The organism is Bacillus rhizoplanae (assembly GCF_917563915.1).
GTDB lineage: Bacteria > Bacillota > Bacilli > Bacillales > Bacillaceae_G > Bacillus_A > Bacillus_A rhizoplanae.
On sequence record NZ_CAKJTI010000005.1, the window covers coordinates 184,976 to 198,566 of the forward strand.

The 13,591-nt window shown below is 36.7% G+C and carries 12 protein-coding genes; 4 read left to right on the plus strand and 8 right to left on the minus strand.

The window, feature by feature from the left end:
* The first annotated feature begins 71 nt into the window (after window positions 1–71).
* A complete protein-coding gene (locus LRP84_RS07720; protein WP_230574552.1) occupies window positions 72–485 on the plus strand; it encodes a PH domain-containing protein in 414 nt (137 codons plus the stop codon).
* Window positions 486–648: 163 nt separating this feature from the next.
* Here the strand turns inward: LRP84_RS07720 and pruA are convergent, their stop codons facing one another.
* The 6 genes from pruA to pcrB form a co-directional block, all read right to left on the minus strand.
* Window positions 649–2,196 carry an L-glutamate gamma-semialdehyde dehydrogenase gene (gene pruA / locus LRP84_RS07725; protein WP_230574553.1) on the minus strand — a complete coding sequence of 516 codons (1,548 nt, stop codon included), beginning with the start codon at window positions 2,194–2,196 and terminating at the stop codon, window positions 649–651.
* A 158-nt stretch (window positions 2,197–2,354) separates the two neighbouring features.
* Window positions 2,355–3,125 carry a TSUP family transporter gene (locus LRP84_RS07730; protein ID WP_230574554.1) on the minus strand — a complete coding sequence of 257 codons (771 nt, stop codon included), beginning with the start codon at window positions 3,123–3,125 and terminating at the stop codon, window positions 2,355–2,357.
* A gap of 227 nt (window positions 3,126–3,352) precedes the next feature.
* Complete coding sequence (locus tag LRP84_RS07735) at window positions 3,353–4,534, minus strand: CamS family sex pheromone protein (protein ID WP_230574555.1); 1,182 nt, start codon at window positions 4,532–4,534, stop codon at window positions 3,353–3,355.
* A gap of 16 nt (window positions 4,535–4,550) precedes the next feature.
* Entirely contained in the window at window positions 4,551–6,560 is a 2,010-nt protein-coding gene (ligA, locus tag LRP84_RS07740) for an NAD-dependent DNA ligase LigA (RefSeq protein ID WP_230574556.1), read from the minus strand.
* 15 nt (window positions 6,561–6,575) lie between these two features.
* Window positions 6,576–8,816 (minus strand): DNA helicase PcrA, encoded by a 2,241-nt coding sequence (gene pcrA, locus LRP84_RS07745; RefSeq protein WP_230574557.1) that lies wholly within the window; start codon window positions 8,814–8,816, stop codon window positions 6,576–6,578.
* Window positions 8,817–9,506 carry a heptaprenylglyceryl phosphate synthase gene (gene pcrB / locus LRP84_RS07750; protein ID WP_230574558.1) on the minus strand — a complete coding sequence of 230 codons (690 nt, stop codon included), beginning with the start codon at window positions 9,504–9,506 and terminating at the stop codon, window positions 8,817–8,819.
* Between the two features lie 197 nt (window positions 9,507–9,703).
* Here pcrB and LRP84_RS07755 point away from each other — a divergent pair, with 197 nt between their 5' ends.
* From LRP84_RS07755 to LRP84_RS07765, 3 genes are all read left to right on the plus strand, one after another.
* Window positions 9,704–10,087 carry a YgaP family membrane protein gene (locus LRP84_RS07755; protein ID WP_302850580.1) on the plus strand — a complete coding sequence of 128 codons (384 nt, stop codon included), beginning with the start codon at window positions 9,704–9,706 and terminating at the stop codon, window positions 10,085–10,087.
* Between the two features lie 223 nt (window positions 10,088–10,310).
* Window positions 10,311–11,156 carry an SPFH domain-containing protein gene (locus LRP84_RS07760; protein WP_230574559.1) on the plus strand — a complete coding sequence of 282 codons (846 nt, stop codon included), beginning with the start codon at window positions 10,311–10,313 and terminating at the stop codon, window positions 11,154–11,156.
* 15 nt (window positions 11,157–11,171) lie between these two features.
* Window positions 11,172–11,336, plus strand: a complete 165-nt coding sequence (locus tag LRP84_RS07765) for a type II toxin-antitoxin system antitoxin (protein WP_230574560.1) — start codon at window positions 11,172–11,174, stop codon at window positions 11,334–11,336.
* Between the two features lie 147 nt (window positions 11,337–11,483).
* Here the strand turns inward: LRP84_RS07765 and LRP84_RS07770 are convergent, their stop codons facing one another.
* Together LRP84_RS07770 and LRP84_RS07775 are read right to left on the minus strand one after the other, a co-directional pair.
* Complete coding sequence (locus tag LRP84_RS07770) at window positions 11,484–11,906, minus strand: DUF1801 domain-containing protein (RefSeq protein ID WP_230574561.1); 423 nt, start codon at window positions 11,904–11,906, stop codon at window positions 11,484–11,486.
* 84 nt (window positions 11,907–11,990) lie between these two features.
* Window positions 11,991–13,442 carry an RNA-guided endonuclease InsQ/TnpB family protein gene (locus LRP84_RS07775; RefSeq protein ID WP_230574562.1) on the minus strand — a complete coding sequence of 484 codons (1,452 nt, stop codon included), beginning with the start codon at window positions 13,440–13,442 and terminating at the stop codon, window positions 11,991–11,993.
* Window positions 13,443–13,591 lie beyond the last annotated feature (149 nt).

Below are 13,591 nucleotides of genomic sequence, written 5' to 3' on the forward strand. Positions count from 1 at the left end.
CGATAATTACTAATTAATGGAACTTATAGATCATTAAGAATATATAGCTTTAGAGACAGGAGGGGATTTCATTGTATTTTCCATCAAAAAAAGATTTATGGTTATATCCCATTTATTTTGGTTGTATAATTGCTTGTTTTGTTCCACTATTTATAAGAAGAGACTACGAAGTTCTTTTTTTCACAATACCTTTTGCAATCTTGTTAGTTTGGAGTTGGTTTACAACAGGATATAAAGTAAATAACGATCTACTAATCATCCAAAATGGTCCGATAAAAAAGAGAGTTTCAATAAAAGATATAAAAAAAATTACACAAACAAAAAATCCGTTAGCATCTCCCGCACTTTCAATTGACAGGCTTGAAATAATTTATGGCTCTGATTTTGGAATGGCACTTGTGTCTCCAAAGGATAAACAAAAATTTGTATCTTTGTTGAGAAGCATTAATCCAAAAATTGAGGTGGAAAACAGGCTAAATCAATGAACTTTTGGAGTGATTTTGAGAATCACTCTATTTTTATCCCGCATTAACATCACCATTATTTAAATCATACTCTATTAAGCTAACATATCTGTTCAGCGCAACCTTCAGAATAACACGAACAAAAAAGACCTTCCCACTAAGGAGAAGGTCTTTCCTATACTTCTTATAGAGTTTCAGAAGTTGTTTTTGCTTGCATGTGTAATGTTAAATAATCAGGGCCACCAGCTTTAGAGTCTGTACCAGACATGTTAAAGCCACCGAATGGTTGGTAACCTACGATTGCACCAGTACATCCACGGTTGAAGTATAAGTTACCAACATGGAAGTCTTCACGTGCTTTTTCAATATGTTCACGGTTATTAGAAACAACTGCTCCTGTTAAACCGTATTCTGTATTGTTCGCAATTGCAAGCGCATGATCAAAGTCTTTTGCTTTGCAGAATGCTACAACTGGTCCGAAGATTTCTTCTTTCATTAGACGAGCATCTTCTGCAACGTCAGCAACGATTGTTGGCTTAATGAACCAACCTTTAGAATCATCACCTTCGCCACCTGCTACAAGTTTACCTTCTTCTTTACCAATAGCAACATAGCTCATTACTTTATCGAATGCAGCTTGGTCGTTAACTGGTCCCATGCTTGTACCTTGCTCAGCCGGGTTTCCTACTGTTAATTCACTTGTTAATTCAATTGCACGGTTTAATACGTGATCGTATACATCTTCATGGATTACCGCACGAGAACATGCAGAACATTTTTGTCCTGAGAAACCAAATGCAGATGCAACGATAGATTTTGCTGCTAATTCAAGATCTGCTTCTTTATCAACAACGATTGTATCTTTACCGCCCATTTCAGCGATAACACGTTTTAACCAAATTTGTCCTGGATTTACTTTTGCTGCGCGTTCGTAAATACGAATACCAACATCGCGTGATCCAGTGAAGCTGATGAAGCGTGTACGAGGATGATCAACTAAGTAATCTCCAACTTCAGATCCGCTACCAGGAATGAAGTTTACTACGCCTGCTGGTAAGCCAGCTTCTTCTAATACTTCCATAAACTTCGCTGCTACTACAGGTGTTGTACTAGCTGGTTTTAATAATACAGTGTTACCAGACACTAATGCAGCTGTTGTCATACCTGCCATGATTGCAAATGGGAAGTTCCAAGGAGAAATGATAACACCTACTCCTAATGGAATGTAAGAGAAACGATTATATTCCATTGCACGGCTTTCTACTGGCATGCCATCTTTTAATTTCAACATTTGACGAGCATAATACTCCATGAAGTCGATTGCTTCTGCTGTATCAGCATCTGCCTCATTCCATGGTTTACCTGCTTCTTTTACAAGAATTGCGGAAAACTCATGTTTTCTGCGGCGAACGATTGCAGCTGCGCGGAATAAAATGTCTGCGCGCATTTCTGGTTTCGTTTTTCTCCAAGTTTGGAATGTTTCATCCGCTACTTGCATTGCTTTTTCTGCTAATTCACGACTTGCCTTTGAAACGCGACCAACGACCTCTTCTTTATTTGCAGGGTTTACAGAAACGATTTTATCGTCTGTAGTGATTTTTTCTCCCCCAATAATTAATGGATAGTCTTGTCCAAGATAAGATTCTACTTTCTTTAAACCTTCTTCAAACGCTACTTTGTTTGCCTCTACTGTAAAATCTGTAAATGGCTCATGTTTGTATGCTACTACCATTATTTTAGCCTCCCCTTAGAAAAAAACGTTTACATAATACAACATTATTCTACACGATAATTTCGATTTGTTCAAATATTCTTAGACTTATATTTTAAAAATTAAATAATTTTTTAAATATAATAAATAAAAAAACAACATGATGCATATGCATCATGTTATAAAATATGAACGTATTCCCAAAAATTTTTCCCAATTAACAAAATGGTTACTGTCAAAAATAAAATTCGTATATATCCTACACCCTTTTGAACAGCAAATCTTGAACCGAGATATGCCCCTGCAATCATTGATAAACCCATAATCAAACCATATTTAAACTGAATTGCACCTAAAAATAAAAATGTAATCAATGATACAATATTGCTAACAAAATTTAAAATTCGACCAGATGCTGCTGCACCGATAAAATCCATCCCAATTAATAAAAATGCAAAAATTAAAAATGAACCTGTGCCCGGCCCAAAAAAACCGTCATAAAATCCAAGCATTAAAATGACGAAATAAAATAAAAATGTTTTTCCTTTCGTCATTTTCTTATAGGTAGATACACTACCCCAATCTTTTTTTAAAATAATAAAAATTGCAATTAACACAAGTAAAACTAACACAAGAGGTCGCAAAACATCCGGTGGGATGTACTTTACAACAAATGCCCCTGCAACTGCCCCAACAATTGTGAACGGAATTAGCTTCCCTACAATGCGAAAATCTACTTTTTTAGAACGAATAAAATAAACCGTACTCGTAAATGAGCCCATTGTTGCTGCCAATTTATTTGTAGCGATAGCCGAAGCTGGAGGCAATCCAATAAACATAAGTGCTGGAAGGGAAATTAACCCGCCTCCTCCAACCACAGAGTCAATAAATGCCGCTAAAAAACCGAAAGCAATGAGTAGTATAATGACTTGCAAACTTAAATCTTCCATCTGTCCTTTCCCTCGATCCCCTTTTTTATTAACAACATTAAAAATTATAACAAAATTTCTAATATAAAGTGAAACTTTAATCAGTGATGGGATTCTTTATCTCCCACCTATCTTCTTTGCTTTCACCGAATTTTGAGGTGGGAGTATTACTGCCCGTGAATAGCGGGAGAAATGCTCGCAAATAATGCAACAAAAAAGCCGTTCCTATAATAAGGAACGACCTTCTCTTAATCTAAAATTTGGACAAACGGTTTATCTTGCTTTACGTCACGAATAATAATTGCTTCTGGGCGTTCTACCGACTTAATCGTTACTTGCACTTTAACATAGTTAGGAAAATACTCCATAACAGCCCCAGCTACAAATTGTGTAAATCCAATGACTTCCGCTTTTCCATTAAACTGAACTGGAATCTCAAGCTTCATTTCTTTTAATTGACCGTCTTTATAGAATCCTCTGCCAACAACCGCAGTATAGTCTCCGTCAAAATAAGTCGCTAGTTTAGCATTAAAGTTCTTTACAATTGTTGCATCGTCACGATAATTCGTGTCTGCTTCACTTGAAGGGAACAAATAATATTTTTCATCTATTGCTTTCCAATCTTCTACTTTGTCACTGCCTTTATCAACTGTTGTATATGATAAAAATGATCCTGGTACAAGTGAAGATTTAGCTTCTTGTCGATAAATCGCAAATGTAATTGGGACATTTTTCAATTCATCTTTCTGTTTCAAAATCGGTAAAATTTCTTGGGCCATTTCCTTGCCCTGTTTTAGCAATTCTTCGTCAGAGATTTTATTTTCACGCGGATAACCATGTTCTTCTGTATAATAATTAACAGAATTCATCGCAAGACCAATTACAACTCCGCTTAACTCTGCTTCGTTGTTACTTTTTGTTTTTAAATAATCTTGTTCTAAAATTTGCGCTAAATAAATTGGACTCTTTTCATTTTTTGCTTGTAATGTTTCCGATTCCCCTGCCGGTAACTCTGGATTCAATCCATTTGGCAGCTTCTTCTTCGATACTTTTTCTAAATTAGCTTGTTGCTCTGGTGTACGTTTCCTGCCCAATAGCGCTTGTATCGTATCTTTATCTAAATACTTTCCTTCCTGATAGAAATAATCTTTCGTATCATATGATTCTTTCGCAATGCGCATTAATCCTGTTTCAAATTCATCAACATCTAAACGGCTATTTAATCCTTGTACAGCTAACCCATGTGCTGAACCTGATTTAAACGGAACTGCTGTTTTATAAAAATCATCTGAAATAGAGTATTTCGGAAGAATCGCTTTATCTTTCGAATCTCCGGATTTTTCTACAACTTTATCTTCTTTTTTCAAATCAGCGCTACATCCACTGAGAAGTAACCCAAGGCTTAACACTGCTAATATAACTTTTTTCATGGTAACTTTGCACCTCTTAATTATTGAGCTCTTGTAAGAACCTTGCTTCATCCCAAATCTCAACGTTATGTTTTTGTGCTTGTGCTAGCTTAGAGCCAGCCGCTTCTCCTGCAATGACTAAATCTGTACTTTTGCTCACACTACCTGTGACTTTCCCGCCAAGTTCTTCAATTTTCTTTTTCGCTTCACTGCGTCCCATCACTTCTAGTTTACCAGTTAAAACAACTATTTTTCCTGCAAAGTAAGATTCAATGTTTTCTAAATCTGTTCGTTTTATACCTTTATAAATCATATTTACGCCATATGATTTAAATTGCTGTAATAGCTCTTGTACATCTTCATTGTCAAAATACGTAACGATAGATTGCGTCATTTTTTCGCCGATCTCGTTAATTGTTGTGAGCTCTTCTTCTGTCGCCTTCGCTATGTGATCCATCGTTTCATAATGTTCCGCTAATGTACGAGCAGCTTTTGCACCAACGTGACGAATACCAAGACCAAATAACAATCGCTCTAATGAATTTTCTTTTGAAGTTTCAATTGCTTGTACTAGGTTTGACGCAGATTTTTCTCCAAAACGCTCTAGTTGTAATAGCTGTTCTTTCGTTAATGTATATAAATCTGCAAACGTACGAATATAATTCGCGTCAAATAACTGGGTAATTACACGTTCACCTAACCCATCGATATTCATCGCATTACGTGATACGAAATGAATTAATCCTTCCCGAATTTGTGCTGGGCATGCTGGATTAATACAACGAAGCGCAACCTCTTCTTCTAAACGAACAAGTTCACTCTCACATGCTGGGCAATGCGTTGGCATATGAAATTCTTCTTCTTCACCTGTGCGGCGGTCTACAATCACATTTACAACTTCAGGAATAATGTCTCCAGCTTTCTTTACAACAACATAGTCGCCAATGCGAATATCTTTTTCACGAATTAAGTCTTCGTTGTGTAAGGAAGCCCTGCGGACAATCGTTCCTGCAACGCGTACTGGTTCTAATTCAGCAGTTGGGGTTACCACACCTGTACGTCCAACACTTAGTTCAATGCCCGTGAGTTTTGTAATAACTTCTTCCGCTGGGAATTTATACGCAATTGCCCATCTCGGACTTTTTGCTGTTGTTCCTAAATTTTCTTGAAGTGACACATCGTCTACTTTAATAACGATACCATCAATTTCATAATCAAGATGTGGACGTTTTTCTTGCCAATCTTGTACATAATGAATGACCTCATCGATTGTTTCGCAAACTTGGCGATTAGGGTTTGTTTTAAAACCCAGCTCCCCTAAAAGGTTTAACGATTCACTATGCGATGTAATTGTCTTTCCTTCTAAATCAGTAAGTCCATATACAAATAAAGATAAATTACGCTTTGCTGCAATTTTTGGATCAAGCTGACGCAATGAACCTGCTGCTGCATTACGAGGGTTCGCAAAGACAGCTTCACCGTTCTGTTCTTTTTCTTCATTTAATTTAACAAATGAACGTTTCGGCATGTACGCTTCACCGCGCGCTTCTAGCGTCACTTCTTCTGTTAAACGCAGAGGAATTGCTTTAATTGTTTTTAAATTTTGTGTAATATCCTCACCCGTTATACCATCACCACGAGTTGCCCCTTGAATGAAGCGCCCTTTTTCATAATGAAGGGAAACGGCAAGTCCGTCAATTTTTAATTCACACACATATCTTACATTTTGTCCGTCAATTCCTTGACGTACCTTGCGATCAAAATCACGTAAATCTCCTTCATTAAAAGCATTTCCTAAACTTAACATCGGTGATTTATGCGTTACTTTCTCAAAAATATCAAGAACCTCTCCGCCAACGCGAACAGACGGAGAATCTTCTGTAAATAATTCTGGATGTTCTGTTTCTAATTTTATAAGTTCTTGCATATGACGATCATACTCTGCATCAGATACAGATGGATTATCTAGCACATGATATTCATAATTAAACTTATTTAAAATGTCACGCAGCTCTTCAATGCGCTTTTGTGCTGCTTCTTTCGGCATAACCTCATTCCTTTCTTACACTTTCGTAACTGGCGCAAATTTAGCCAATAATCGTTTAATGCCAACTGGACTTGGAAACGCAATGTCTAATTCTTTTGCATCTCCGTCCCCTTTTACACTCACAACAGTACCAATGCCCCATTTTTGATGTGATGCTTTATCGCCAACTGACCAGCCAATCTGCTCACCGCCTGTTGTTTTCACGGCAGGACGAACAAAGGCTGAGCGTGAACGAGTTGTCGTTGTAGTCGTAGGTTTTGACTTTGTACTAAAACTTTCACGCTTTGGTTTCACTTCATGAAGCGTTTCAATGAGATCCTCAGGAATCTCAGAGATGAAACGTGACTCTTTATTCATGCTTGTTCTACCAAATATCGTTCGCATTTGAGCATTCGTTACGTACAGTTCTTCTTCTGCACGTGTAATACCAACGTATGCTAAACGGCGCTCTTCTTGCATTTCATCTTCTTCCATTAAAGAGCGCGTATGCGGGAAAATGCCTTCCTCTAGCCCTAAAATGAAGACGACAGGGAATTCTAATCCTTTTGCAGAGTGCATTGTCATTAAAATCACTTCTTCACCAGCAGTTGGATCTTCATCTACACGGTCAATATCAGCAACAAGTGCTAAATCAGTTAAGAAAGCAACAAGGCTCTTATCTTCGCTTTGTGACTCAAACGTTTGTGTAACAGATAAGAATTCTTCTAAGTTTTCTAAGCGTCCTTCTGATTCTAATGTACGTTCATTCTTCAGTGCATCACGGTAACCTGTTTTCTCTAACACTTCCTCAACAAGCTCTGTTACTGATAAATACTCTTGCATGTTCACCCAATTATGAAGTTGCTTTGCAAATTCTGCTACTGTCTTCGTAATTTTTGCACTTAGTCCAACGTGTTCAATTTCATCTAACACAGCCGTCAGCGAGAGACCATTTTGCACGCCATAATTAATAATTTTATCAATTGATGTTGCTCCAACACCGCGTTTTGGCACATTAATAATACGAGCGAAACTAATTTCATCATCAGGATTCGCAATTAAACGTAAGTATGCCAATATATCTTTAATTTCTTTACGATCGTAGAACTTAATGCCACCGACAATTTTATATGGAATATTGGACTTCAGAAAAATCTCCTCGACCATACGAGACTGAGCATTTGTACGATATAGTACCGCAAAGTCTGTGTACTTTCGATTGCCTATTTGCACTTCATCACGAATCTTTTTCGCGACAAAGTAAGCCTCATCCTTTTCAGTTGCAGCACGGTAATACGAAATTTTACTCCCTACTTGATTATCCGTCCATAACTTCTTCGGTTTACGGTTCATATTATTTTCAATAACAGCATTCGCTGCGTTTAAAATACTTTGCGTCGAACGATAGTTTTGCTCCAGTAAAATAACCTGTGCATTTTCATAATCTTTTTCAAACGACAAGATATTAGAAATATCTGCCCCGCGCCAACGATAAATCGATTGATCTGAGTCACCGACTACGCAAAGGTTTTTAAAACGCACAGCCAATTTATTAACGAGAATGTACTGAGCACGGTTCGTATCTTGATACTCATCAACGTGAATATATTGGAATTTACGTTGATAAAACTCCAGTACTTCTGGTATACGCTCAAATAATTGAATCGTCGTCATAATTAAATCATCAAAATCAAGCGCATTATTTTTAAGAAGACGCTTTTGATACTCTGTATACACATCGCTTGTCATCTTTTCGTATGGATCTGCAATTGAGATTTTCTTCGCATATTTTTCTGGAGATAACAATTCATTTTTCGCATTACTAATTGTCGCAAGAACAGAACGAGGTTCAAACTTCTTTGGATCAATATTGCGCTCTTTCATAATTTTTTTCACAACCGTTAATTGGTCGCTTGCATCTAAAATCGTAAAGTTACGATTAATGCCGATGCGATCAATATCGCGTCGTAAAATGCGAACACACATGGAGTGGAATGTTGAAATCCAAATATCCTCTGCTTCTGGACCAACAAGCTTGTCAATACGCTCACGCATTTCACGTGCTGCTTTATTTGTAAACGTAATCGCTAATACATTCCACGGTGCAACACCTTTTTCACCAAGTAAATAAGCAATTCGGTGCGTTAACACACGCGTCTTACCACTACCTGCACCAGCCATAAGTAACAGCGGTCCAGCCGTTGCTTGTACAGCTTTTTGCTGCTGCGGATTTAATCCTGTTAATAATTTTTCTGTTATACTCATGTATTCGGTCACCTACTCTCCTTTTACAGCTTTTACTGTTGCTAAAGCTTTCTTTATATCTTCATAAATTAAATTTCCAACGACAACTGTATCCGCATACTGTGCCATTTTCTTCGCTTGGTCTGCACCTGCAATTCCACCGCCGTAATATAATGTTGCATTTTGCAGCTCAGCTTTCACTTTTCTTACAAGTTCCACATCTCCATATGTACCACTGTATTCTAAATAGAAAATTGGTAAATGAAGAAGTTTATCCGCCATACGTGCATATGCAATCACATCGTCTTCTGATAAATCACAGTTTGCTTCTGTTAACTTTGCCACTTTCGCTTCTGGATTTAACACACAGTATCCTTGCATAAAAATTTCATCCCAGTTCATAATATCCCCGAATTCTTTCAATGCCGTATGGTGAAGGCCCGTTACCCATTCGACCTTTCGACTATTTAATACGCTCGGGATGTAATAAAAATCGAATCCTGGGGTCACAGAATCCATCGTTGAAACTTCTAATACACAAGGAACCGCATATCTACGAATGCTTACTAGCATATTTAATACGTTATCAATTGTAATTCCATCACTTCCGCCTACAATAATAGCGTCCGTTCCTGATTCACAAATAAGCTCTAAATGTTCATCGCTTAACTCCTTATTCGGGTCAAGCTTAAATACATGTTTCCACTGTGAAATATCGTACATGAAAACACCCTTTCTTTTTATCTAATCGTCTTTACACATTCTTTCATTATAACAAAAAATAATGTGCTGACACACATTCCACACAACATCTTTTTCTACGTCAAATGTTGGATTGTATATAGAGAAAGCATGAAAGGAACAATAACTCTTGAAATAGATATATCTATTTTAAAGCTGATGAAAAGGGAGTGAATGTCTTGTTCAAGCAAAACATCGGCACAATGAATGCCTTTATTCGTATTACCATCGGTCTTGTTCTGCTTAGCTGCAATACAGCAAAGCTTGCAAGAAGACCACGGTGTATTTGGCCCAAAATTATGCTTTGGGTTGGAGCAATGAGAATTGCAGAAGGAATCGTTCGTTTCTGTCCTATTGTAGCAGCATGTAAACTCGGTAAATATATGAATATTCCGGATTTAAAAATGCCTGGCATGGATCTTATGAAGAATGGACAATCTAATAAACAAGAAGCACATCATACTTCTCATGACGAAGAAAAAACAAGCTCTGGAAGTTATGATGCTTCTGATAAGGAAATTGAGTCTGCACTTGAAAAGGCTCTTATGTCCAAACCGCTTTGAATCATTTGTCACTATAGTAAGATGCTCTAAAAGAAACTTAGCTGCTGCAGTGGGCGGCTAAGTTTTCTTTTATTTTACCACAAACAAGAACATTCGTTCTTCTTATTTAGAAAATCCAATTAAAAAATACATATTATATCATTTTTAACAAAATTAGGTTAGAAATCTATTGTCAACCTTGATATAAAAGTGATATCATTTTTATATCAAGGGAGGCGAAAATATGAAGGAAAAACAAGTATTTCATGTAAATGGTTTTTTGGGAATAATTGTCATTCTGGTCTTAATTGGTATCGGTTTATTTAGCCTTATTAATGAAATGTTTGCTATTGCTGTCATCTCGTTTTTATTAGCAGCAATCCTTGCAAGTGGCATTGGCATCGTCCAGCCAAACCAAGCAAAAGTAATTACATTTTTCGGTAACTATTTAGGAACAATTCGTGAAAATGGATTATTTTTAACAATTCCATTTGCACTTCGTCAAACTGTTTCTCTTCGTGTAGAGAACTTTAATAGTAAGAAATTAAAAGTAAATGATATAGATGGAAACCCAATTGAAATCGCAGCTGTTGTTGTATACAAAGTCGTCGATTCTGCAAAAGCAATCTTTGGTGTTGAACATTATGATGCATTCGTAGAAATTCAAAGTGAAACAGCGATTCGTCACGTGGCAACAAAATATCCATATGATAATTTCCAAGATGAAAACAACATTACGCTACGTGGAAACTCAGAAGAAATTTCCGAAGAGTTAAAACGAGAATTAGAAGCACGTTTAGACATTGCAGGGGTAGAAGTACTTGAAACTCGTTTAACACACTTAGCTTATGCAACTGAAATTGCACACGCAATGCTTCAACGTCAACAAGCAAAAGCAGTATTAGCCGCAAGAAAAGAAATTGTAGAAGGTGCCGTACAAATGGCGAAAGATTCTATTCAAAAACTAGATGAAGAAGGTATACTTGATTTAGATGACGAACGAAAAGCAAATATGGTTAATAACTTATTAGTTGCCATTGTTTCAGATAAAGGGGCACAGCCGGTCATTAATACAGGAAGTTTATATTAAAGGTTGTCGGTAATTATGGCTAAAAAGAAAAGCTTTCCATTACGAATCGATCCCGAATTGTACGCAGTTATTGAAAAATGGGCAAACGACGAATTCCGAAGCGTGAATGCTCATATTGAATATTTACTTCGCGATATGGCAAAGCAAAAAGGGAAACTAAAAAAAGAAAACGAGTCCTAACTTTTTAATAAGTAGGACTCGTTTTCTTTTTAAGGGTATCGTCACATCGCCATCAAACTAAGCTTAGGTAAGAATTAATTCAACTAGATTTTTTTCTGTTTTCTAAAGAATTAATATGAACTATTTAAAAATCTACATAAAATTTCATTAATGATTTGGATACGTCTCTTTCAAAAAACTTACAGATTGTTTGATTAGCGCTTTTAGAACATCAATATCAATGTCTGCTACTTTATTAATATATATACATGATTTTCCAGACGTGTATTTTCCAAAGTCTTTTAATAGTTCTTCTCGCCTAGGGTCACCAGTTGCAAAATATAAACTAATTTTGGCTTTTCTGGGAGAAAAGCCTACTAATGGGGCATCTCCTTCATGACCGGATGCATATTTATAATGGTATGTTCCAAATCCGATAATGCTCGGTCCCCACATCTTTGCTGTATAACCTGTTGTTTCAGTAAATATATCTAATAATTGATATGCGTTTTCTCTTTTTTTTAGACTTTCAACACTTTCAATAAACTCAATTACACTATTGTCGGTTTCTGTTGTTTTAAGTTTGTACATATTAAAGGCCCCCTTTTTAGATATGAAAACTCCCACCACTTATCTCCTTCGGATCTTGAAGTGGGGGTTTCTCGTGTATCACCTTCAAAAGATGCTTAACACGAGTGGAGTTGACACAGCTGCCTGATGGCACAACCCCTCTATTCCATCAGCAAACGCCTTTGGAACTGCTTTTTTTAAGATGTTATAGGAACCATTCACATCTGCGTTCAGTAGTTTCTTCTCTTTCGTACGATACAAGCCACGTGTAATTCGTTTTCCACTGAATGCAGGAATGTCTTCCTCACCGTAAATCGGGATCGCATCATTGTCTAGAAAGGATGCTTTACTTGTATACGATTCTTCCACGACTTGTACAGTAATACCTTTTCGTTTTGCTTTATAGGTGATCATTTCAATGAGTAGATTATGCGGGATATGGCAGAAAGATTGATTCTGTTGTTTCCCCATCTCACTGTTTTGTTTCCATGCTGCATTTTTCCCAATTACAATCATAGAAATCTCGTGTTGAATCGCGAACTGAACAATATGATAACTAATTTTATGGAAAAGGTCTTTTATTTTGAGAAATCGTTTTTCATGAAGCCTCTCTAAACACCTTGATGTGTGTAGCCCTTCTTTTGGTTCTTTCCCATGACGAAGAATACCAAGCAAATGAGCCTTTTGCTTGTTGTAGTATTGATTCATACTTTTGATTACATTGCCCTTTACTAACACAGGAGTAGCCCCTGTATTCGTAATGATAGTTGCAATGTTATTGATCCCTAAGTCAATACTCATATAACGATTATTGTCGATATGCTCAGACGCTGGCTTAGATTGTTCTGTCACAATCTCAACTTTAAACTTCCCGTAAGCAGGAGAAACACGTACCTCTTTCAGCTTTTCGATGTATCCGAACAATTTACCGATATTTAATTTTATGCTTGTTTTTGGAAAACGAATGTATTTATCTTGGAGTTTACACACTTGATTCGTGAAAACAATTTCTTTCAAAGATGATTTAATATATTTTGGAATGCGAGGTCTGCCAGTAAAGATGGAAGGATGCTTCTTGTATGCCTTGATAGAAGCGAAGAATGATTTCCAGTTTTGATATAACTTCTTCATAACTGCTTGATTCGTTTGCGCTGGCAAATTCATATAATCTTGTTGTTTCATCGTTTTAAACAAACAATCTAGAAAGTTATACGATAGGAAGGATTTCTCCTTTGTAGGGAATGTAAACAAATTACATTTGATTTCTTTTTGTTCTTTCACAGGTTTTTCTTTCTCCCTTTGTACGCGTTTTCGATACGCACGAAGTTGATTTTTATTCATAGTTTCAATGTACATTTGTAATGTATGGAGAACTTCTTGTTGAAGTGGCTGCAATGGTTGGTCAGTACGTAAGGCCGTATACACTTGGCGAATATAGAAGTTGGTTGTATTGTAGAGATTTTTTGCATTTTGACACATTTCCATGAAGTAGGCGTGCAATTTGTGACCTTTCTTAATCCAAATTTGATAGGTTACATATTCTTTTTCTTTCGTCATGATCTTCACCTCCTTCTTTCCTTCATGATACTACAAAGTGCCTAAAAAGAACATACATTCGTATCAGTACCAAAAATTTTTTACGAATGCAATGGCAATTCATCCCCACCTTAAACTGGGCCGCTGCGCGTTTTAAAGGTGGGGTTTTC

Bases quoted from the DNA above. Each gene is read 5' to 3' on its own strand.
- LRP84_RS07760 (WP_230574559.1), top strand. From the start codon at position 10,311: ATGAAGGAAAAACAAGTATTTCATGTAAATGGTTTTTTGGGAATAATT.
- pcrB (WP_230574558.1), bottom strand. From the start codon at position 9,506: ATGTACGATATTTCACAGTGGAAACATGTATTTAAGCTTGACCCGAAT.
- LRP84_RS07765 (WP_230574560.1), top strand. From the start codon at position 11,172: ATGGCTAAAAAGAAAAGCTTTCCATTACGAATCGATCCCGAATTGTAC.
- LRP84_RS07775 (WP_230574562.1), bottom strand. From the start codon at position 13,442: ATGACGAAAGAAAAAGAATATGTAACCTATCAAATTTGGATTAAGAAA.
- LRP84_RS07730 (WP_230574554.1), bottom strand. From the start codon at position 3,125: ATGGAAGATTTAAGTTTGCAAGTCATTATACTACTCATTGCTTTCGGT.
- pruA (WP_230574553.1), bottom strand. From the start codon at position 2,196: ATGGTAGTAGCATACAAACATGAGCCATTTACAGATTTTACAGTAGAG.
- LRP84_RS07770 (WP_230574561.1), bottom strand. From the start codon at position 11,906: ATGTACAAACTTAAAACAACAGAAACCGACAATAGTGTAATTGAGTTT.
- LRP84_RS07735 (WP_230574555.1), bottom strand. From the start codon at position 4,534: ATGAAAAAAGTTATATTAGCAGTGTTAAGCCTTGGGTTACTTCTCAGT.
- ligA (WP_230574556.1), bottom strand. From the start codon at position 6,560: ATGCCGAAAGAAGCAGCACAAAAGCGCATTGAAGAGCTGCGTGACATT.